General features: G+C 60.5%; 14 protein-coding genes. 6 read left to right on the top strand and 8 right to left on the bottom strand.

Annotated features, from left to right (window positions below; all coding sequences use genetic code 11):
- Positions 1-271: 271 nt before the first annotated feature.
- From L6R21_20620 to L6R21_20610, 3 genes are all read right to left on the bottom strand, one after another.
- Positions 272-1,213 (bottom strand): outer membrane beta-barrel protein, encoded by a 942-nt coding sequence (locus L6R21_20620; GenBank protein MCK6561609.1) that lies wholly within the window; start codon positions 1,211-1,213, stop codon positions 272-274.
- Between the two features lie 502 nt (positions 1,214-1,715).
- On the bottom strand, positions 1,716-2,207 hold the full coding sequence (locus L6R21_20615; GenBank protein ID MCK6561608.1) for a response regulator transcription factor: 492 nt from the start codon (positions 2,205-2,207) through the stop codon (positions 1,716-1,718).
- Positions 2,208-2,424: 217 nt separating this feature from the next.
- Positions 2,425-3,612, bottom strand: coding sequence for a dipeptidase (locus L6R21_20610; protein ID MCK6561607.1), 1,188 nt, complete (start codon positions 3,610-3,612; stop codon positions 2,425-2,427).
- Positions 3,613-3,903: 291 nt separating this feature from the next.
- On the opposite strand from L6R21_20610, the gene L6R21_20605 reads away from it, so the two are divergent.
- The 6 genes from L6R21_20605 to L6R21_20580 all read left to right on the top strand — a co-directional run bounded on the left by L6R21_20605 (position 3,904) and on the right by L6R21_20580 (position 11,736).
- Complete coding sequence (locus tag L6R21_20605; GenBank protein ID MCK6561606.1) at positions 3,904-7,374, top strand: FG-GAP-like repeat-containing protein; 3,471 nt, start codon at positions 3,904-3,906, stop codon at positions 7,372-7,374.
- A 49-nt stretch (positions 7,375-7,423) separates the two neighbouring features.
- Positions 7,424-7,987: a hypothetical protein gene (locus L6R21_20600; protein MCK6561605.1), complete on the top strand. Its 564-nt coding sequence runs from the start codon at positions 7,424-7,426 to the stop codon at positions 7,985-7,987.
- Positions 7,988-8,302: 315 nt separating this feature from the next.
- A complete protein-coding gene (locus L6R21_20595; protein MCK6561604.1) occupies positions 8,303-8,833 on the top strand; it encodes a DinB family protein in 531 nt (176 codons plus the stop codon).
- Positions 8,834-8,887: 54 nt separating this feature from the next.
- Positions 8,888-9,523 (top strand): FMN-binding negative transcriptional regulator, encoded by a 636-nt coding sequence (locus L6R21_20590; GenBank protein ID MCK6561603.1) that lies wholly within the window; start codon positions 8,888-8,890, stop codon positions 9,521-9,523.
- An 18-nt stretch (positions 9,524-9,541) separates the two neighbouring features.
- Positions 9,542-11,005 carry a pyridoxal-dependent decarboxylase gene (locus L6R21_20585; protein MCK6561602.1) on the top strand — a complete coding sequence of 488 codons (1,464 nt, stop codon included), beginning with the start codon at positions 9,542-9,544 and terminating at the stop codon, positions 11,003-11,005.
- A gap of 182 nt (positions 11,006-11,187) precedes the next feature.
- The gene (locus tag L6R21_20580) at positions 11,188-11,736 is read left to right on the top strand and encodes a protocatechuate 3,4-dioxygenase (GenBank protein ID MCK6561601.1); all 549 of its coding nucleotides are present in this window, start codon (positions 11,188-11,190) and stop codon (positions 11,734-11,736) included.
- Positions 11,737-11,965: 229 nt separating this feature from the next.
- Here L6R21_20580 and L6R21_20575 read toward each other — a convergent pair whose 3' ends face one another.
- The 5 genes from L6R21_20575 to L6R21_20555 all read right to left on the bottom strand — a co-directional run bounded on the left by L6R21_20575 (position 11,966) and on the right by L6R21_20555 (position 22,364).
- A complete protein-coding gene (locus tag L6R21_20575) occupies positions 11,966-13,648 on the bottom strand; it encodes a hypothetical protein (protein ID MCK6561600.1) in 1,683 nt (560 codons plus the stop codon).
- 278 nt (positions 13,649-13,926) lie between these two features.
- Positions 13,927-15,141, bottom strand: a complete 1,215-nt coding sequence (locus L6R21_20570; GenBank protein MCK6561599.1) for a cytochrome c3 family protein — start codon at positions 15,139-15,141, stop codon at positions 13,927-13,929.
- 20 nt (positions 15,142-15,161) lie between these two features.
- Entirely contained in the window at positions 15,162-16,457 is a 1,296-nt protein-coding gene (locus L6R21_20565; GenBank protein MCK6561598.1) for a hypothetical protein, read from the bottom strand.
- Between the two features lie 584 nt (positions 16,458-17,041).
- Positions 17,042-19,369: a discoidin domain-containing protein gene (locus tag L6R21_20560; GenBank protein MCK6561597.1), complete on the bottom strand. Its 2,328-nt coding sequence runs from the start codon at positions 19,367-19,369 to the stop codon at positions 17,042-17,044.
- Between the two features lie 214 nt (positions 19,370-19,583).
- Entirely contained in the window at positions 19,584-22,364 is a 2,781-nt protein-coding gene (locus L6R21_20555) for a T9SS type A sorting domain-containing protein (GenBank protein MCK6561596.1), read from the bottom strand.
- Between the last annotated feature and the right edge of the window lie 178 nt (positions 22,365-22,542).

Below are 22,542 nucleotides of genomic sequence, written 5' to 3'. Positions count from 1 at the left end.
GCCTGAAAGTTTGCGTTCTTTACGATCCTGTAATTCGAAATCGCAGCATGACGTGCGGCGCCGAGCGCCGCGCCAATTCACTGATCACAACTGGTTACGCGTCACGCCGGGAAAACATCGGGGCGTGGTGGTGCCCAAACGGCAATTCAGGTGCCATTGTCCGCGAGCGCAGGGATTCACTGGACAAAATGGCTGCCACACAAAACAAACAGGGGCAGCGCGCCGGCGCGCTGCCCCTGCAGTTTTTGGAGAGGAATCTGTGCCGCAGGTGTTACTTCTTCGGTGCCGTCTTCTGCGTGCTGGTCGCAGCCGTCGTTGCCGGCTTCGAGTTCGTGGAAGTCGACGCGGCGGCAGGTTTCGCGGTGCTCGTGGTCTTCTTCGCAGCCGCCGATTTCTTGGTGGTGGCGGTTTTCGCGGGAGCTGCGTTGGTGCCGGCATTGCCGGAAGCAGCCGTCACTTGCGCAGGCCGGGGCGCTGCGGCTTCTGCCACGGCGGATTTTTCCGCGACTTGGGGCTTCTGCTCCACCGCGGCGCGCGGCAAAGGCTCGGACTTCTTCGCACCGATTGCGCCTTTGGCGTTGCCGCCCTTGTTGCCGAACGGCACGGTGGCGCCGACCATGAACTGCAGGCCCTTATTCTTCAAGCTGGAGCGCTCAGAAGTGTCGATATCCTTCAGGCCCATGCTGTAACGCGCTTCGGCGAAGAGCGACTTGTCGCCGAGCGGATAGCTCACGCCGCCGCCCAGGGCCAGGCCGAAATCCATGCCGGTGGTTCGATCCTTGATGTCGGTTTTGTCATCCTCGCCCTCCTGCCAATCGCGCACGTAATTGGCGCCCAGGCGAAAGCCGAGGGAGGGGCCGGCCATGACATACGGCTGATAGAGGCTGTTGCCCAGGGTGTACTTCGCCAGCACCGGGATTTCAAGGTAGGTCATTTCGGTTCTGGTTTCGTAGTCATCATGCTCGGCCTTCGCGCCTTTTTGCAGATACATCGGCTCCAGATGCAGCGTCATTTTCTCGCGCAGCGGCACATCCACCACCGCGCCCAAACCGAAAACCGTGCGGCTGGAAAGCTCGGAGGCGTCGTAGGTGGCCGCGATGCTCTGGCCGGCGAAGTTGACGCCGAACAGCCCACCGACTCGGGTTTGCGACTGCGCCGGCTGACTCACCGCCAGGGCAACGGGCAGCGCCAACAACACCATCGTTTTCTTCATGAGAACTCTCCTTTGCTTGAAAATTGAATGAGACCGGACCACAGGATTTGCCGTACTCTCGTGCCCGCGGGCTGCGCTCGCGCGCAGCAGAAATTGCGCGGTGCACGGCCATAATCTACGAAATCGCGCCGGCGATTTCGCCTATCAGAACTAGTGGTTTTGCGTGTCAAAATCGCGCGGCCGCCTGTGAGATATGATAGGTTGAGGGAGGAATTGCGGAAGAGAAACGCGGGAAGTGTCAGAAAGCCAGGTGGGCAGTCAAGCTTTTGTACAATGACGGTGTGTCTGTCCGGAACTGGAAAAACCGCCCAGGCGCTTGATCCCGAAGCGGGCACAAGTCAAATGAGCCACCCAAACAAGTCAGAGTAGCGATACCCTGCACTTTTGCAGCGGAACCGCCAGTCGGGTATGCCTGGCAGCGTGTGCTGAACCGGCCGGCGCAGCCACGACGTCGGCGATTCTGCGCCGTACCTTTTCCCCGGATCACACGCGTTGCGGCAATTCAATGGCGGCGGAATTTTCGCGCCAGCGCTTTGAACAGCGAGCCGTGTCCGTGCCCGGCGGCGGAATTGCCGTTCGGCTCGAAGCCCGGCGGCCAGACAGCCTCGCCGCGATAGATCTGCATGACGGATTGATACAACTGAGGCGCGGAGGCGTTCTTCAAGACGTACCCATTCGCACCGGCCGCTTGCGCCGCCAGAATCTTGTCCTCGTCATCAAAATTGGAATGCATGATGATCTTGAGGCCGGGGAACTTCGCCCGTAGCGGCGGAATGCCGCTGAGGCCGGAGGCCTCGGGCAAATTGACATCCAACAGCAGAACGTCCGGCGGCGGTGCATTGGCCGCCAGCAACTCGCCCCAGCTTGCGTACGTGCCGGCGCAGCTCAACCCCATCACATTGTTCAGCAACCACCACAGGCCCTGGCGCACATGAGCATCATCATCGACCACGGCAATGCGGATGCTTTTGTCTTTCGTTTCGGCGTCAACCATTTGCTCTTCTCATACTGAAGCACGCTGTCAATTTTGGCGCACACCCGTGCCGCGCGGGGTGGCCGTAAACGCACAAGGGCGGCGCGCCGGGTGGCATGGCCGGCCCTCGCCGGGCGGCACTTTACGCGGTCAAATTTAAGGCTTTGCAGCAACGGATAAACCTATCGAAAGTGATAGTTTTGGAAATGGCAGGTCTGCCGGCGAAAGACGCGCGCGCTTATCCGTCTGCGCGGACGCCGGCCGTCCTCTCGGCGGCGGCCATCACCCGCAGCAGATTTTCGCCCCAAATCTTGCGCAAATCGTCTGCCGCAAAGCCGCGCTCGAGCAGATGGCAGGTCAACTTCGGCATGGCGCTCACGTCGTCGAGACCCTGCGGCGTGGATTTGACGCCGTCAAAGTCGGAGCCGATTCCCACATGCTCGACGCTGCCGGTGATCCGCACGATGTGCGCAATGTGATCGCCGACCACGGAGAGCGGTGGCCGCGGCGGTGGTGGCCAGGCCGCCCGCCAGGCCTGCATGCGCTCGGCGATTTCAGCCTCATCGTGGAGCAGGTGACGCAGCCGCCGGTCTTCCGCCTCATAGGCGCGGCTGTTGTCGCAATGCGGCTGACTGAGAAAGTCATTGCAGAAATTGACCTGAATCACGCCGCCGGCCTCGGCGATTTGCCGCAACAGTTCGTCGCTGAGATTGCGGGGATGATCACACAACGCGCGCGCATTCGAGTGCGTCGCCACCAGCGGTGCCGTGCTGAGTTCCAAACACTCCTTCACCACCTCGTCGTGCACGTGGGAAACATCGATCATGATGCCCAGCCGGTTGCACTCCCGCACCACCTCCCTGCCGAAATCGCTCAGGCCGTGCCACAACGGCGCCTCATCGGTCGAGCTGTCGCCGAGATGATTGTTGAACCAATGCGTGAGCGTGAGATAGCGCACACCCAGCCGGTGGAAGTTGCGCAGGTTGGCCAGATTGCGCTCGATGGGTTCGCCGTTTTCCATGCCGATGGCAATCGCGATTTTGCCCTGCGCCGCAATGCGGCTGAAGTCGGAGGAATGCCGCGCCAGCTCCAGGTCCGCGGGATGGCGTTCGATCATTTGATGAATGGCATCGAGCATGCGCATGCCGAAGTTCAGGGCGCCTTCGCCCATGCGAAAACGGGGAGGCGTGTAGGCGGCGAAAAACTGCGCCCGCAACATGCCAGCGCGCAACCGCGGCAGATCGACATGGCCTGCAGCTTGGCGCTCGGCCAAATCAAACGGCTGTTTCAGGAAGACCAGCGGTGTGTCGGCGTGCGTATCTAGGGTCAGGATCTCGCGATGCAGCGTCAGGGCTTTTTCCCACAGCCTGGTTTTGTGATCACGAGCAGCTCGCGGGCGTGGCGAGTGCGGCCGGTTGCGTTTCATTTCGGAAGTCTGTTCTCTCTGGCATCAGGTGAAGAAGCGAACGCAGCATGGCGCCGCAATCTTCGCACGGCCGGCGCCGGCACCGGGACAAAAAGCTCGCCGAAAGTATTCCATTTGCCCACGAGATGCAACAGCATTTCTGGTGTGGAAAACGAGGCGACACTTCGCCGGCATGTCCTGCTCCCGCCTACCCCAAAACCACCTGATCGGGTGATTGCAAGCCGTGACGAATCTCAGTATCCTCTGCCCCAGTCGAAATTCTCTGCGCAGGTCAATTCTTAGGAGACAAACATGCACTCACGTCTACCCTTGCTGCCGGCTTGGTCGCAGCGTCATGGCACGCAACTGCTGGCCGTGCTGCTCACCATCGTTTGCACCCACCCGGTTTGGTCACAAAACTTCGTGCGCCTCACCGATCCCGCCAACCCCATTGCCGTGGATCAGGGTGCCAATGGCTACAACGGATGCAGTTGGATCGACTTCGACAATGACGGTGATCTCGACTTGTTTGCGAATCGCGACAAGCTCTATCGCAATGAGGGCAATGGCCAGTTCACGCGGGTCAACGATCACGGCCTCGGCGCCGGCCTGGTGCGCGGCTTGGGCAGCGGCACGAGCTGGGCAGACTACGACAACGACGGCGACCTCGATTGCTTCTTCTCCGACGCGCGTTCCGTTCTCTATCGCAACGAGGGCAATGGCCGCTTCACCGCCGTCACTGCCGGCGAGATCGGCAAAGCCTTCGAGAATCGCGGCTGGTCGTGTGCCTGGTCGGACTATGACAACGACGGCTGGGTCGATCTGGTCATCACCCACCCCGCCAATTTCGTCGGTGCACCGCTCACCAACCACCTCTTTCGCAATCAGGGGGCCGGCATTTTCAGCCGCATCACCGACAGCGACGTCACCACCGGCCAGGCGCCTTACACGATTGCCATCTGGTCGGACTATGACGACGATGGCGACAGTGATCTCTTCATCGGCGCCGGCCCCGCCAACGGCTCGACGGCCCCGGATTTTCTCTACCAAAACCGGCTCAGCGAGACCGGAACTGCGGATTTGATCCGCCTCAGCACCGGCCCGCTGGCCAGCGATGCGCGGGACGGCCAGAACTTCAACTGGATCGATTATGACAATGATCGCGACCTTGATGCCTTTGTCACCAACTACCGCGGCAACACCAACGGCTTGGTGAATCAACTCTATCGCAACGACGGCGGCACCTTCACCAAAATCACCTCGGGCGCGATCGTGACGGACAGCGATATCTCCCTGGGCAACATCTGGGCGGACTTCGACAATGACGGCGATCTCGATTGCTTCGTGACCAACGAGAGCGGCTTCCCCAATCGCTATTATCGCAACGAGGGCGACGGCACTTTCACCCGCGTTACCGGCCTGGCCATTCTCGACAAACCCGTGAACAGCAATGCCGCCGGCGCCTCTGCCGGCGACTACGACGATGATGGTGATCTTGATCTCTTCATCGCCGGCACCGGCACGGCCCAGGCGCTGTATCGCAACGATCTCGCCAACGGCAACAACTGGCTGCAAGTGGTCTGCGCCGGCACGCAATCCAATCGCGCGGCCATCGGCGCAAAGGTGCAGATCAAGGCGACCGTGCACGGCCGCAGCGTCTGGCAACGACGAGAAATCTCGGCGCAGAACGCCTTCAACGGCCACAACAGCCTGCGGGTGCATTTCGGTCTGGCTGAGGCCACCCGCATCGATTCGCTGATTATCATCTGGCCGTCGGGCAATGTCGAATATCTAACTGAGGTGGCCGCGAATCAGATTCTGCCGGTGACCGAGCAAGTCAGCGCCGGAACGTTGCGGCCCGCTTTCAATACGGATGTCATCGAGGCCGTCGTGCCTTTTACCGTGCAGTTCACGGATTTGTCGCTGGCAGACCCACAGGCGCCGGTCACGAGCTGGGCGTGGGATTTCAACAATGACGGCGCCATCGACAGCCGCGAGCCGAATCCGGTTTGGACCTTTACCGCCGCCGGCCGCTACACTGTAAGCCTCACCGTCGCCAACGGCGTTGCGACAAAGACCATCACCCAGCCGGATTTGATTCGCGCGCTGCAATTCGGCCGCGCGAGCACCGGCGAGCTGGCGAACGTGACCAGTGCCGCGCTGGCTGCGAGCTGGGCGGATTTCGATGCCGATGGCGATCTCGATGTCTTCCTCGCCAACGCCCAAAGCCAGAACAACGCGCTGTTCGCCAATCTCGGCAACGGCAGTTTTGCCCGGATCACCGCAGGCGCGCCGGTCACGGACGGCGGCAATTCGCAGAGCGCGAGTTGGGGCGATTACGACCACGATGGCGATCTCGATCTGTATGTGGTCAATTTCAACCAGGCCAACGCCCTTTACCAAAACCAGGGCGGCGGCACATTCGAAAAAATCACCAGCGGCGCGCTCGTGACCGACCGCGAGCTTTCCTCGAGCTGCAGTTGGGTCGATATTGAAAATGACGGCGACCTGGACATGTTCGTGGCCAATGTCGGCACCAACAACTCACTTTATGTGAATGCGGGCGATTCTTTCACCAAACAGACGGACGGCGCGCCGGTGAACGATCGCGGCTTTTCGCAAGCTGCCGCCTGGTCGGATTTCGACAACGACGGCGATCTCGATCTGTTCGTCGCCAACAGCCGCAACGAGAACAACTTTCTCTATGTCAATGCCGGCAACGGCAGCTTCACCCGCATCACCAGCGGCGATCTCGTCAATGACCACGGCGAGTCGCGTGGCGCGAGCTGGGCCGACTATGACAACGACGGCGACTTTGACTTGTTCGTCGCCAATGGCCAGCAACAGGCGAATTCTCTCTATCAAAACCAGGGCAACGGCGCTTTTGTGAAAGTCACCAGCGGCGCGCTCGTGACCGAGGCCGAGTCTTCGCAAGGCTCGAGCTGGGGCGATTTCGACAATGACGGCGATCTCGATTTGTTCGTTACCAACACCGACCGGCCCAGCGCGTTGTATCGCAACGAAGGCGACGGCACTTTCGCGCGGCTCGCCGACAATCCCTTTGCCGCGGACAACAACTTCGCCACCAGCGCCTCCTGGGTCGATTATGATCGCGACGGCGATTTGGATCTGTTCGTGACCGTCAACAACTTGAACAGCTTGCTCTACTTCAATGCCGGCAACGACAAGCACTGGCTGCAGGTCAAATTGATCGGCACCACCTCGAACACGACGGCCATCGGCGCCAAGCTCAGGGCATTCGCGACCATCAACGGCAAGGCGGTTCTGCAAACCCGCGAGATTTCCGGGCAGACCGGGTTTGGCAGTCAAACCGGGCTGGTGGCGCATTTTGGTCTGGGCGGCGCAACGCAGGTGGATTCACTGCAGGTATTTTGGCCCTCCGGCAAGCGCACGCGGCTGCACCAGCTCGCGGCGAATCAGTTCGTGACCATTGACGAAACCGGAGGCCTCACGCGCGTGGAGGACAATTCCGCCGATCGGCCCGCAGCGTTCGCGCTGCAGCAGAATTATCCCAATCCCTTCAATCCGGCCACGACCATCGGCTACCAGTTGCGCGGAAGCGTGAAAGTGAACCTGAGTCTCTACAACCTTCTCGGTGAAAAAGTCGCGACGCTGGTGGATCATGTGCAAGACGCCGGCAGCTACCGCGTGGCCTGGGAGGGCAGGGATGCCAATGGCCGCCTGCTGCCGGCCGGCGTTTATTTCTACCGCCTCACGGCCGGTGCTGAGATGCAAACGAAGCGGCTGTTGTTGCTGAAGTGAAATCGCACGGTGCAGGGCTGGCATGGCAACCTCAAAATCGGGAGAGCATATGCAAGCTGGTTTGATGTTTTCGTTGACCTGCGTGCTGGTGAGCAGCAGTCTGGCAAGCGCTGCCCTGGTGCCGGATTGTGTGTGGCAAGAAACCCGCTGTGGCGCGGCAATTCCTGCAGCGCGGCAGTTTGACTTTTGGCTGGGAGAATGGGAACTGACCTGGCCGGGCGAACACACCGGTCTGCCTGCCGGGCAAACCGGCCGCGGCACCAACCGGATCCGCGCGATTCTCGACAGTTGTGTGATCGAGGAAAGTTTCAGCGCTGAATCACCGGTTTCGCTGCGCGGCCTCAGTTTCTCCGTTTACAACCGGCACACCGGCGAGTGGCAGCAAACCTGGGTTGACAATGAAGGCAGTTATCTCGATTTCACCGGCGGTTTCCGCGACGGCAAGATGATTCTCGTGCGCCAGGCCACGACGCCGGAGGGCAGCGAATTCCTGCAGCGTATGGTGTGGCACAACCTCACGCCCACGGAATTGGATTGGAACTGGGAGGCTTCACATGATGAGGGGAAAACCTGGCAGCTCAAATGGCAAATTCACTATCGCCGCAAAAGTTGACCTGCGCCAAAGCAATGCCGCGAATCACTCTGGATCCATGCTGATCAGATTTACCCAGTGTGCCCGGAAGCCGGGCACACTGGGTTTTCTTCTGCACCGCCTTCGGCGTTGGCGGCAAGCACAGTCAAGAAGTTTTTCATTTTGCTACTCGTTGCCTTCCTGCCGTGGTCTCCGCCGCGGTTGAACAACTGCCCACCTCGAATCGTCATACCCAAAGTTGACCTGGACAATCACAGTTGTGTGTGATATCATATGCCACGGCTGCCCCTCAAGGCGCTGCGCATTGCCGTGACTCAACTCGAGATGGATCTTGCCATGGAATTTTCACTCCCTCATGCGGTGACGCTGCTGCGCCGCACGCCCGCGGTTCTGCACACTCTGCTGCAGGATTTGCCAGAGCCCTGGATCAACCACAATGAAGGCGGAAGCACCTGGAGCCCGTTCGATGTGGTCGGCCATCTGCTTCACGGCGAACGCACCGATTGGATTCCGCGCGCCCGCATCATTCTCGAACAGGGCGAGGCCCGGCCATTCGATCCGTTCGACCGCCTGGCGCAATTCTCCGAAAGCAAAGGCAAAACGCTGGCCGAGCTGCTCGATACTTTCACGCTGCTGCGGCAGCAGAGTCTCGCCACGCTGCAGCAGTGGCAGTTGACGGAGCAGCATCTCGACCGCCGGGGCACCCACCCTGCTTTCGGCGCGGTCACGTTGCGCCAGCTCCTCGCCACCTGGGTGGTGCATGACTTGGATCATCTCGGGCAGATCGCGCGCGTGCTCGCCAAGCAATACGCGCACGCCGTCGGCCCGTGGATCGAGTATCTCTCGATCCTGAAAGAGCGGCCATGAAAGCGAAGTCCCCTGCCCTGCACGAGTTTCGCAACCAACCGGATGAATAACGCCATGTACCTTCCCAAGCGCTTTCAAGAAACCGACCGCGGCCGGATCGAGCGCTTCATGCAGCAGAACAGCTTTGCCGTGCTCGTCAGCGTGGAAGGCGGAACGCCGGTGGCGACGCATCTGCCGCTGGAGCTGGAAACGGGCGCGGCGGACGAAAAATATCTGCGCGGCCATCTTGCCCGCGCCAATTCCCAGTGGCGCACCTTGCAACCGGAAGCAGAGGCGCTGGCGATCTTCAGCGGCCCGCACGCCTACATTTCACCACGCTGGTATCATGAGCTCAATGTGCCGACGTGGAACTACATTGCGGTGCATGCCTATGGCCGGCTGCGGGTGATCGAGGCCGGTGAGGAGTTGTATGCACTGCTGAAAAGGCAAGTGGACAAATACGAATCCGGCCATGCGGCTGAGCGGCCCTATCGCCTGGAGCATTTACCGCCGGATTTCGTGGCTCGCGAAATGCGAGGCGTGGTGGGCGTGGAGATGCGGATCACGCGCCTGGAGGCGAAGTTCAAACTGAGCCAAAATCGCGAGCAGCAGGACTATGACAGCGTGATAGTTGAATTGGAGAAAACGCAGGAGCAGAATGCCCGGGCCGTGGCCGCGGCCATGCGCGAGCAGCGGCCCGCTTGGCGATGAGTTCAAATGAGAGAGCACATGAACACCGACAGAACAGAACTCGCATGCGGCGACATGCCGGTTGAAGAGTTTCGCCGCGTTGGCCATCAAGTGATCGATTGGATTGCGGACTACTTGCATGAAGTTGGGCGTCTTCCGGCGCTGGCCGCGGTGCAGCCCGGTGAGGTGCGCCGTGGCCTGCCGGCAACACCGCCACAACACGGCGAAGACATGGCCGCCATTCTGGCCGATCTCGACCGGGTCATCATGCCCGGCATGACGCACTGGAATCACCCGCGCTTCTTTGCCTACTTCACTTCCTCCGCCAGCGGGCCCGGCATTCTCGCCGAAGTGCTGGCCGCGGCTTTCAACAACAACAACATGCTGTGGCAATCCGGCCCCGCCGCCACCGAACTCGAAACCGTGACGCTCGATTGGCTGCGGCAAATGCTGGGGCTGCCCACTGATTTCTGGGGCATCATCTTTGACGGCGCCTCCAACAGCACGCTGCATGGGCTGGCCGCCGCGCGCGAGCAACTCAGCGACCTGCAGATTCGCGAACGCGGCATGGCTGGCCGGCATGAGCTGCCGCGGCTGCGGCTCTACGTGTCGGACTATACCCATTCTTCCATCGACAAGGCCGCGCTGTTGATCGGCGTGGGCCAGGAGGGCATTCGCCGCATTCCGGTGGATGAGGAATTTCGCATGCAGCCCGCGGCTTTGGCGCAGGCGATTCAAGACGATCGTCGCGCAGGCTGGCGGCCGTTTTGTGTCGTGGCAACGGTGGGCACCACCTCCTGTACCAGCATCGACCCCGTGGCCGGCATCGCGCGCGTGTGCGCCGCCGAAAACCTCTGGCTGCACGTCGATGCGGCGCACGGCGGCACCGCGGCAATCGTTCCGGAAATGCGGCACGTGCTCTCCGGCTGCGAATTCGCGGATTCTTTCGTGGTCAATCCCCACAAATGGCTGTTCGTGCCGATGGGCCTGAGCGTGCTTTACACGCGCAAGCCGGAAGTGTTGCGCCGCGCCTTCAGCCTGGTGCCCGAATATCTGCGCACGGCACCGGGCGGCGAGGTGATCAACTACATGGATTACGGCATTCCGCTGGGGCGGCGTTTTCGCGCGCTCAAGCTGTGGTTCGTGCTGCGCTATTTCGGCGTGGTGGGATTGCAGGCGCGCATTCGCGAACATCTGCGCCTCGCCCGCGAGTTTGCAAATTGGATCGATCAACACCCGGATTTCGAGCGCCTGGCGCCGGTGCCGATGAGCACGATCTGTTTTCGCGCCCATCCCGCCGGCCTGAACGAGGAGAGCCGGCTCAATCAACTCAACGAAAGGCTGATGCACGCGGTCAACCAAACCGGCGAGGCCTTTCTCTCACATACCAAGCTCGACGGCCGCTTCGTGATCCGGCTGGTGATCAGCCATCTGCGCGTCACCGCGGCGGACATTCAGCGGGTGTGGGAAGTTTTACGGCAACAGCTGCGGGCGTTGAGCTGATTTCCTTCCGCCAGTTTTCACCATCTCTGCTCGATTCCGGCAGCCTGCTCCGCATCGGCGGATTTGCCATTGGACCGAATGGCTTGAACGCCGCTGCCGGCTATCCTGTCCTCAGCCTCAAATCCTGGCTGCAGCCGCAATCAATGTTCATCGGCGTTTTTCATTTCCGTGGAGAGAGATTCGTGAGACGATTGCAATTCCCCCTGCTGCTGTTGCTTGCCGCGCTCGCCTGGGCGCAGCCGGACGATCAAGCCGCTTCCCGTCCCTCCTGGCAGGCTGTGCTCGCGCCGCCGGATGAACCAGGCGAGCCTCTGCGCGTTTCCGGAACCGTTTTCAGTGAAGACGGCAAGACTCCGGTGGCCGGCGCCACGGTCTACGTTTATCACACGGACAGACACGGCAATTATTCGCGCGACCAGCGCAACAGCAATCAAGATCCTCGGCTGCAAGGGACGATGAGCACCGATTCCAACGGCCGGTATGAATATCGCACGATCAAACCCGGGCCTTATCCCGGCAGCCGCGTGCCGGCGCACATTCACTACGTGGTGACGGCGCCCGGCCACCAGCGCCGCGTGTTCGAGATCGTGTTTGCCGGCGATCCCTTCGTGACGCCCAATATCGAGGCGCAAGCGCGCCGGCCGGGCAGCATCTACTCGTTGCAGCATTTGCAGAAGGACGCGCACAACCTCTGGACCTGCGTGCAGGACGTGACGCTGCAAAAGGAGTGATCCCCGCCAGCACGCGGCGCGCAGGAGGGGGTCGCGGCCCAGTTGCTACGGCCCGCGGTCGCTCTGCCGCAGTCTCAATGCGGTGGTTCTTTGCACTCTCAAACACAAAAGCCCAAACTCCGGTTTGGGCTTTTGTGTTTTGCGGCGAGGTATTCTCGCAACGAAACTCAGACTGCCGAACAAAACTCCTCTGGCATTGCGCCGGCAACTCGGCCTGGCGCCGCGCAGATCAATACATGTCGTACTCCAGGCCGAGCACATTCACTTTGCCGTTGATGTGCTTGGTCCTGTCGGTGATGTTGCCGAAACCATCCACCACCCCCTGATGGCAAATGGTGCAGGCGGTGAGGGCAAACGGCGTGTGACCGGTCGGCGGCAAGCCATGGCAGGAACCACAAGGCGCAGAGCCGCTATTGACCCAACTGGGCGCTGCGTTGCTGCCGGTCATCACCTCGGCGGCAAAACCGAAATCATTCGGTGACTGCGCCTTGCGCAAGGCCCAATTGCCGTGACAGTAACTGTTGCTGCAGGTGTTGGTGTTGAAATCATACACCACCTGCGGCACACGCGCCCCGCCTTCGGTTTGGCGCGCGCCCAGCGGGCCGACAAAAACCGCTTCGGCGCGGGTATTGTCATCGATGTGATTGGGAAGCGCAAAGCTGGTGGGCACCGCATGGCATTCCTGGCACACCGCGGCCGTGGTCAATTGGGTGAAATACCCGAGATGCGCCTGGTGCGCGCCCACTGCCGGCGTGGTGGCCTCGGTTTCATCATCCAGGCCTTTGGGCGGCGCAGAATTCTTCAAATCGGCCGCGCTGGCAGCAGGATTGCCGTGGCAGGTGTTGCAGGCCTCGGGACCGTTTTGCTGGGTATGGCAGGTCAAGCACGAGTTATTGACTTTCACCAGCGCATAATCCTGGCCGTGACAGATTTGGCAGGAATTGAGGTCATAGCTGTTGCTTTTCAAGAAGGTATAATGCGAGGCCGCTCCGGCAATCCAATTCTGCGGGTGCGGATAACTGGCGTGACAACCTTTGCAGGACACGCCGGAGCTGCCGCCGTCATATTGTGCGCCGTGACAAGCCTGGCAGGCGGTCGCGTCGTAATTCTGCGCCGCCAGCGCCTTGCCGTGAAATGCCGCGGCCGCGGGATTCATCCAGTCCGCCAGATGCGGGTAGGTCGCATGGCACGTGCGGCATGAGACGCCGGAGGTGCCGCCGTCGAACTGGCTGCCGTGGCAACTGCTGCAGAGGTTGAGATCGTAGTTGGTGCCGGCCAGCGTTTCGCCGTGAAAGCTGGGCGAGGAGGCATTCACCCAACCCTGCGGATGCGGATAAGTGGCGTGGCAGCCTTTGCAGGACACGCCGGAAGTGCCGCCATCATATTGTGCGCCGTGACAAGCCTGACAGGCGGTCGCGTCGTAATTTTGCGCCGCCAGCGCCTTGCCGTGAAATTCCGCGGCAGTGGGATTCACCCAGCCCGCCAGATGCGGATAAGTCGCATGGCAAGAACGACACGAGACGCCGGAGGTGCCGCCGTCGAACTGGTTGCCGTGGCAACTGTTGCACAGGTTGAGATTGTAGTTCACGCCTGCCAGCGTTTCGCCGTGAAAGTTCGGCGAGGAGGCATTCACCCAGCCCGGCGGGTGCGGATAAGTGACGTGGCATTTCCGGCAGGAGGATTCCGCCAGACCGCCGTCGAATTGGCTGCCGTGGCAGGGCCGGCAGGATTTGGCATCATAGCTCTGCGCTGCCAGCACCTTGCCGTGAAAATTCGGGGAGGTCGGATCGCGCCAGCCTTCGCCATGAACGTCGACTTCGTTTTGCGCCGCCGTCGGCGCCTCTTGCGGATCACTGCAGGCATTGAGCAGCAGCAGTGACATTCCCAAGAGCGGTAAGAGAAGTTGCTTCATCTTGGCTTTCATAGTCATCAGGCTTTTTTCAAATGACCAACTTGTTTCCCTCGGGCGCCTCGCCGGCCAGCCACAGAGGGCCGCTGAATAACGTCCGCGCGAAAGCGAGAACTGCTGAAAGAATGTTCCTGCGACGGCTTGGCCGTTGCATCAATCTCCTCGGAGTTGTCACGATACTCGAGATTCCGGAGACCCCGGCTCAGCCGTGGCTGGAACATGTTGGGACAGACACCGATAGCCAGCTCAACGCGGCCGGCGCTGCGGTCGCTCGCGGCGTTTCACTTCATGCCATGACAATAACCACAGAAACCAATTCCCGCCTTCTGGGTGTTGGTGTGGCAGTTGTAGCAGGTGGAACCGGCATTGGAATGCCACTCGCCATTCTCGTTGCGAAAATTGGCCGGATGCGTTTTGGGATCATTGCCGCGGCCCGGGGTGCGGTCGACGTGGCAGGTGAGGCAAACCGGATCGCGGCCTTCGAGATCATGACAGGCGGCGCAGGACTCGATATCTCGGCGCGCCAGGGTGGCGTGCTGGCCGCCGCCGCTGCCCACGCCGATGCGCGCAAAGTCAGGCGAGCGGTGGGAGAGCGGAAACGGCGCGGCAAAGCCCGCGTCTTGATTGCGGCTGTGACAGTCGGCACAGAAGGTTTGCTGATTGTGGCACGAATAGCAATCGGATTGCTTCGCGCGCAGATCGAGACTGTGCACGAAGAGGTAATTCAGCTCGTGCACGTTCTGCTTGACCTGCGGGTTCTTGCCGGAAGGCGCCGGACGATTCTCCGCCAGGCTGCGGCGCAGATCGCCGCGCGTGAGCTGCAGCGTGGCCTCGGCGTGGCAGGTCTGGCAGAAATTGTCGGTGTGGCAAACCGCGCAATCGCTGCTGGTGTGATCGGCGCGGATCAAGCGTTTGTGTTGCTTGGCCCAATCCGGCGCGCGATGGGTCAGCGGCAGCATCGTTTCCACCCGCGGATGACATGACTCGCAGGCATTGCTCGCGGTCACGTCGTTGTGGCAGGAGTAGCAGGAGGCCATGGCCGGCAGGTAGGCGACACTCGGTTTCTCGGATTTTTCAATGCCGGCATGACAGGCAGCACATTCGAGCTTTTGGCCGGTAACGTGTTGCTGGTGGCTGAAAACGAGGTCGAGCCGCTGCGGTGCGGCATAGGCTTCGAGGTTGTCGATATCGGTATGGCAGAATTTGCAGTCTTCGGTGTTCTCGCTTTCCACCTCGGCGTGACAGGCGCCGCATTCCGCGTGTTTCGGAAACAGCAGGTCAGCGGCTTTCTCGCTGGTGGTGGCCGCGGCATGGCAGGCGCTGCATTCCGCGCCCGCTTCTTCGACGTGTTTCTTGTGCGAGAATTTGATCTTGCCCCATTGCTCGACGGGATCATCCCATGATGAAGACGGCCCACCCCAGGCCCATGCCAGCGTCAACCCGCCCAAGGCTCCCGCCAGCGACAACAGCAAAATAGGAAACGTGCGCCCGCGCATAAGTGAATTCTCCTTCCTCCTCATGATGACGCCCCCAGCTTGGTAAAGAACCAATATTGCATGCGAAACAGAAAACGGACGTCGTTGGAATAGTAGCGATTGTGCAGCATCTGCACCTGGCTGTCGAGCGTCAGGCGATTCCAGGGCCGCACCAACAGTCCGGCCGCGCCGGAATACAGCGATTCGCGCGCGCCGGCGCCGGCATCCACCTTGTAGGAGGCCCAAGAAAGCTGCAGGCTGGGCAGGAACAGGCCGGTGCGGGTGGGATAGTACAACGAGGCATTCAGCCCGTCGAGATTGCCGGCATAACCGCTGCGATGCACGTAATTCAGGCCGCCGTATTTTAAATCTGTGCCGGCCGTCACGCGGAAGGATTGATCGCCATCATAGAAGATGCCGGCAAGATTGCCATAGAACCGCAACGCCGGCTGATGCTGATAATAGAACCCGCCTTCGAGTTCATGATTGTCTTTGACATTGAAAACCGCGAACAGCGAGTTCCACGGCAGATGCGGTGAGCGAAAGATGTAATTCCCCGTGATCGACAGCTTGGGTGTGACCTGCGAGCGGCCGGAGAGTTCGGCGCGGGTGACTTCCTTGCCGTGAAAATCGAAATCGCTGCGGGCACAAAGTGAGGTCTTGGCATCGACGAACCAGGAGCCGTCGAGCGAGGCCATGCGATAGGCGCGGTCAGCCGGGGAGATGTATTGCGTGAAAACATTGCCGATCGAGTCGGCGCGCAGGGCATCGTAGCCGGGCCGCAGTTGCCGCTTCTCGAAAAAGCTCAGGCCCAGGTTGAGATCGGCTTTGGGCTGCCACACGGCCTGGCCGCCGGCCATGTAGTTCTTGTCGAGATCATCGCTGAGTTGCAGGCGCTGATCAGCCGGCAACAAGCCGCCGCCAAAGGCTTTGAAGCGCAACTGGCGGCCGGCGCGCACTTTGATTTGAGCGCCGTCGATGGTACCCACGGCCACGCCGCTGAACACCGGCTGCCGTCCCAACTGCACATCGACGCGCTTGCCCAGGTTCTTGAATTCCAGCGCGAGGTTGTACATCCGCACCTTGCCGTCACCGGCCAGGCGCGTGTTGAAATCCCGGTCGAGCTGGCCGAAGGTGCGCAACGCCACATTCTTCCCGCCCAGATCAAACTGAAACGCTTGATAGGCCCGCGCGTGTCCGGAGTCCACCGCCAGCGAATCGCTGCGCTCATAGGCATAGAATGAACTGGTCAGGCGCCCGGAGAGGGACTGCGCGCTCAGCGCGGCGGGTAAAATTGCGGCCAGCATCAACCTCCACAACTGTTTTCGTCGAATCATGAAGCCGCCTTTCTCGTCTGGTGAGACTTCAAAATCGCCCAGCCGCCCGCGGTGCGCGAGCGGTGAAAACTGCAGTGTGAGAAATACGAAGTGTCTGGGAACAACCTTGGGGGAAAGCGTTGACTGCACCGGCGAATGCGAAAGCAGAGACGGCAGGCACTCCAGCAGTGACTCCCGGCGGAACGAGTGCCTCCGGGCGGTGTGACTTGCGGCTCCCGGCAAGTTTTGCACTTCCCTGCCGTGCCACGCAGGTCGCGGGACCGTGGCGAACCTCAGCCGCACACCGTACGCTGCTTATGCCTTGACGCATCAGCACCTCGCCTTCCTGACTCGTGGGTGGGCAATCAGTGCCTGCAGCGCAGAGACGTGCACGCAGGAACTGATTGTTACATTGCAGGCCGACAGCCAAGAATTCGGGCGAATGATAACAAATTTTCCCGCCGAAAGCAAGTGCTTGCTGGCGATCCAGGCCATGCCGGGCAAGACAATGCCCCTCGCCCCGCGGTTCTCCGGAGCGCCCTGGGACTCTCCCTCCTGTCCCCTTTCTCCAACTCCACAGTCATAGCTCAAGGTGACGCAATCGATCACTTCAAGTACGTCATCCGCCTGGCTTCGGTGAAGACCGCGCTGCCATCTTCCGCCCTCATGACGATGCGATAGAAATACACGCCACCGGCCACGAGCAGGCCGGCATCATCCCGGCCGTTCCAACTCACGGTTTGTCCGCCCGCTGGCATTTGCTGATCCAGTAGCGTGCGCACCAAAGCGCCGGTTTCAGAATAGACCTGCACGGTCACGCTGCCGGCTTGCGGCAGATCAAAGGAGATGGTTGTGCTGGGATTGAACGGATTCGGATAATTCTGCCGCAGCCGCAAGCTGCCGGGCTGTCCCGCTGAACTCGATTCGGTGACCGGGGGCGAGGCCGCACCAGCGCCGGCGTAACACTCCAGCTCAGTGATGCGGTTGTTGTCCTTGTTGTTTTGATCCATGCGAATGCGAAAATAGCGCGCCGCAAACGCGCCGCTCAGCGGAACATCCTGTGTGCCAACTGCGCCAGTCGTAATCGTCGCGACTGTGGTCCATTCACTGTCATTGCTGCCGCCGGTGTTGGAGATCTGAAACCGAAACCGCCGCGCGTAATAGTTCTCCCGCCATTTCACCACGCCGCGGGTGAGCATGTAGGCCGCATCCAAATCCACGCGCAGCCAGGTATTGGGACTGGTCTTGCTCACGCTGGCGCTGCGCCAGTAGGTGCTGGTGTTGCCATCCACCGCGCGGCTGGGAGCGTAGGACCCATTCGTGCTCGAGGCGGTCGCCGGGTGATTGCGCGCAAGATTGCCACTGGCAGGCGGCTGACTCGAAGCCGTGGCAGCAAACGTTTGCGGAGAGCCGCTCAGGCCGGCGGCAGTGGCGGTAACGGTGTTGGCGCCGGCGCTGGCACCGAGCGTCAACACAGTGGCAGCCTCGCCATTGCTGTTGGTGAATTGCGGCTGACTATTGGAAAGAGAACCACCGCCGGCTGTAACTTCAAACGATACCGCGACGCCGCTGACCGGATTGCCAGCCGCATCGGTTGTGCGCACGACAAACGGCGCTGCCAGGGCGGTGTTCACCGTGCCGGTTTGCCCATCTCCCGAAACCTTGACCAAGTGCGTCGCCGGTCCGATGATCTTGAAATTGCCATCACTGACATCGGTTGGATTGCCGTCAGCCGCATCTGAAACGCGAATGCGACCCTGGGTCGTGGCGGGCACGTTGATCGTCCAGGCAAAGGAACCGGAATTGGGCACGCTGCCTGCCAGTTCCTGCCAACTCGCGCCTGCGTCACCAGAGTATTCGATTCTCACGGGATCGGCAAAACTGAAGCTGTTCCACGTGAGGTTCTGCATCGAACCGGCGGGCCAGGCCTCGTTACCGTTGGGCGAGGTCACTGTCAAAGTTGGCGAAGTGGGCGCGATGTTGCTGACAACCGTGAAGCTCTCGATGATCTGGCCGTTGATGTTCTTGAAATAGAAAGTGGCCTTATTGGGCTGGCCGTCAACGTTGAAAGTGGCGAACAGCGCGCCGTATTGCGAGTTTTGTGATTGCGTGTAGACCTTGGCCCAGTAGTCCCCAAAAACTGACTGGCTCACGCCTTTGCCCTCTCCTCCCAATCCCGAAATCATCACGAAAGATTTGGCTTTTTCGAGCTGCAGTGTGTTCGAGGTGCTGGCGATGGTTTGATTCGTCATGCTGCTGAGCAAATGGGTACGGGCATAAGAGTGACAATGGCCATTGGCGATCAAGGAGCCGCCCAGCCGCGCTTCTTCATACACGCCATAGCCCGTGCCGTTGGGTTTTTCGCAAACTTGCAGCGCGTGCATGTTCTTGTGCCAACTGCAAATGCTCCAAATGGAATTGTCGGCGGCCAACTGTTCGCGAATGAAAACATCATGGCCGGTGCCGCGAATGCCCGGCGCCACCAGCAGGATGAACAGGCCTTGAAAATTCAGTGAAGATTTGACGCCCAAGTCGCCGCTCCACGTGATACCGGCGCGATTGAGGCGGTTGATGAGGGCTTGCTGCAGGCCGCCGGCGCCGTCCCAGTAGTCGCCATCATCGTCGCCAATGGCCGCGAAGTAGGGAAAATTGAGGCCGAGTATCTCCGTGACTTGGGCATCCCATTCCGCGACACTGCCCTTCTGGTCGATGTCGCCGGAATGGATCACAGCCTGTGCGCCTTCGTTCTTGATCATTTGCAGGACAGCCCGGTCACTCTCTCCCAGGCCGCCATCTGCCATGATCGCGATCTTGAAATTCGGTGGTGTTTGAGTGTTGGATTGCGCGAGCAGCGAAAACAAGGGCAGTAACACCAAAACTACGCTGAGTCTGATTGCGGCTGCACACTGGCAGGTGGAGTGTTTCGTATTCATGAGGTATTCCCCAGTAATGCCATGCACGCAAGGTCTTTGTGGGTCCTATGCAAATGTCACCTTGGCATACTGCACGGCAAGTGGCCAGAACAAAATGGCTGCGCCCTTGTTTGCCACAAGAACGCAGCCACTGGATCAAACTACCACTGATCAGCCGGCGGCGCGACTCTTCCCGGCCATGGCGCCCATGCCGGCGATCAATTTGGAGGCAGGGTTACTTCATCATGACCAGCTTCTTCATCGCCGTGAATTTGCCGGATTCAATGCGATAGAAGTAGACACCGGAAGGCAGCAGGTTCCCGCTGTCATCCCGGCCGTCCCACACGACGACGTGGTAGGCCGCCGGTTGGGAACGATCCACCAAGCGCCGCACCTCCTGGCCCAGCGAGGAGTAGATGACCAACGTCACGTGGCCGGGCGTCGGCAGTTGATACTGGATCGAGGTCTCGGGATTGAACGGGTTGGGATAATTCTGCTGCAGCGCAAACACCGTGGGAATGCCACCGCTGCGATCGTTGACATCGGTGATCGACACCGGCAGCTCCGCGGAGAAAGCGCTCTCGTTGCCGGAGAAGTCGTAGGCGGAGAGGCGATAGTAGTAGTTCTGGCCGCCGGTGACTTCGGTATCGAGATAGCTGGCAGTGGTCAGCGTCTTGATCGGCGCGGTGCCCTTCGGGTCAAAGCCCGGAAGGGTGCTGCGATAGATCGCAAAATACTTGAAATCGGCGTCGATGGGATCGTCCCACTTCAGGTTGACTTTCCGATCCACCACGTTGGCCATCACATTGCCGGGCGCGAACGGCGCCAGGTTGTCGATGGAATAGCCGCTGTCGGGCGCGGTTTCATAGACGATATTGCGGGCCTGGCCGGAGATGAAGAACACGGACCAGTGCATGCCCGCGGCGGTGCTGTCATACAGCGTCGGCGCCACCACACTGTACATCTCGTAGCCGGTGGCCGGCAGCCACGCCACAAAATCCCAGGTGCCGAATTGGTTGACGGTGTAGCGGCTGCCCAGCGTGCCCGCCGAGGCCGCGGCAATCATATCCTGCTTGGAGCCAACCTTCGTGCCCAGCGCATTGCCCGGGTTGTCCACCCGCCGCCAGACCGAGTAGTTCGCAACTGCATTGTTGGCGGAAGCGGCATCCGCGGCAAACTTCGACCAGGACACGCGCACTTGCTTGCCTTGATCTTGCGGGATGTCTTTGATCGACACGATCTTGCCGGCCCCAATATCGCCCGTGGTCAGCGTTTCAATCGAACGCCGCAAGATGGCGATGGAGTAAGCCGCATTGTGCGCGCCGAAGCTGCGGTCTTCCTCGACAAACAGGAAGTTGTACCAGGCTTTGGCCAGGTTCTGCCGTCTGAGAATCTCTGCCGGCGTCATGCTGGCATCCCACTTGTAGTTGGCGTTGACTTGCGCGGTGGTGGCTCGCGGCGGCAGCAGTGTATCCAGCTTGTGAACCAGGCCCTCGATCTCATGGCGGGTGCTTTCGATGGTGCCGTCTTCGTCATAGTCAGCCTTGGCCATGATGTCGTCGAAGGACGTGATCGGGCCATGGCATTGCGAGCACACGGCCACACTCTGAACGCCCTCGGCTTCCATCGCAAAAGTATGGGCGCCGATCTTATTGTGCCCGGGTTGACCCACGGCCGGCGTCTCCGCCATATGGCAAGTCACACAAGCGTCGGTGAGCGCAAACTTGTGGCCCGAGCTGCCGATCGGGAGACCGTACTCGATGGCATTGGAGCCATCCAGCATGTCAGCCTGGTTGCTGTAATGCGGGCCAAAACGCGTGGACAGGTTGTTCGGGTCGCTTACGTAGTCATTGGCATCGCGGCGGGCAATATGGCACTGCATACAAACCTTGCCCATGCCGCCGTAATTGACCACAGTCGTGGTGTCGCCAAGCTGCACGTCGCTCAGGCTGCGCACCATGTGCGGCAGTACCTCCGAGCGATGCGGATCATGGCAGACCGCACAGCTTATCTGCGAGGCGCCGATCTCCGGACGGGTGTCCGGCGACTTGGGGTCGATGCGGCGAATGAAGCCCCAGCCCGAGTGACACTTGGCGCAGCCCGAAGAAGCGGGACGGTTCGCCACCGACTCGAATTCCTCGCTGAAGATGCCGTGCACCGAGTTTTTCCACTGGATGGTGACGATATTGAACGGCTCCTGCTCATGGCAATAGCCACACGAGGCTTCATCAAGAGTCATGGCCGTGCCGGTCTTGTCACCCTTGTGCTCGCTGCCCGGGCCATGGCAGCTTTCGCATTGCGTATTGGCGCGGGCCGCCAGTTTCGGATAGTTGGCCTTCAGCGCATCGTAGTTGCCGGCCTGCAAAGTACTCGGGAAAACCCAGCCGAGTTCTTTTTGCACGTCATCAAAGCCGTCATTCACGGCAGAGGCGGTATTGTCATAACCCGTGCTGTGGCATTCCAAGCAAGATTCGTTGAAATGCGTGCCGTACAGGCCGTCCAAGCCGTCTTTCAGCGAGGAGGCATGGCCGGTCTTGCTCCACGCCATGAAATTGTCGTTGTGGCAGAGGGCGCACTGCGGGAACTCGCGCGGCAGCCCATCCATCGCACCCACGCCGACAAACTTGGCGGAGGTAATCGTTTTGCTGGCGGGCGCGCTCGTGCCGGCCGAGGTCGTGATCACCAGCTCAACGGTAAACTTCCCAACCACATCCGGTTTGAATGTGGTTTGCCGCTTGTTGGTGCTGTCGAGCGTCGCGGCAGATCCTGCCGGCTTGGACTTCAACGTCCAGGCCCAGGTGGTCGCCTCGGCGTTACCCAGCAAATAGACAACCTGCCCCACTCCCACGACCGAGAGGCCGGTCGAGCGCGGCGAGGTCCAGCCCAGATTTTGAATCTCCTGCAGGCTGTAGCCTTCGACCTTGATGGTTGCCGTCGGCGCCTGTCCAAAGGCAACCTGGGCCAATATCATCAGGACGACTGAGAGTTCGGCGCTAATCTTTAGCACTCTTCTCATAACCACCTCCAGTTAAAACATCTCACTACACCTTCGGTTAGAAACCATGCACCACGACTGTGGTTGGGGAATATATGTGCGAGCCGCACACCTCCTTTCAGAGATGGTTTGACCTGGATTCTAGACGATTTGACGTTGACATATAGGCAACACTTGTGCCCGCAAATGTATCTGAACC

It is taken from the genome of bacterium, assembly GCA_023150945.1.
Taxonomy (GTDB): domain Bacteria; phylum Zhuqueibacterota; class Zhuqueibacteria; order Zhuqueibacterales; family Zhuqueibacteraceae; genus Coneutiohabitans.
The sequence above is the reverse complement of the archived record's forward strand: the minus strand, read 5'-3'. Positions and strand labels throughout refer to the sequence as shown.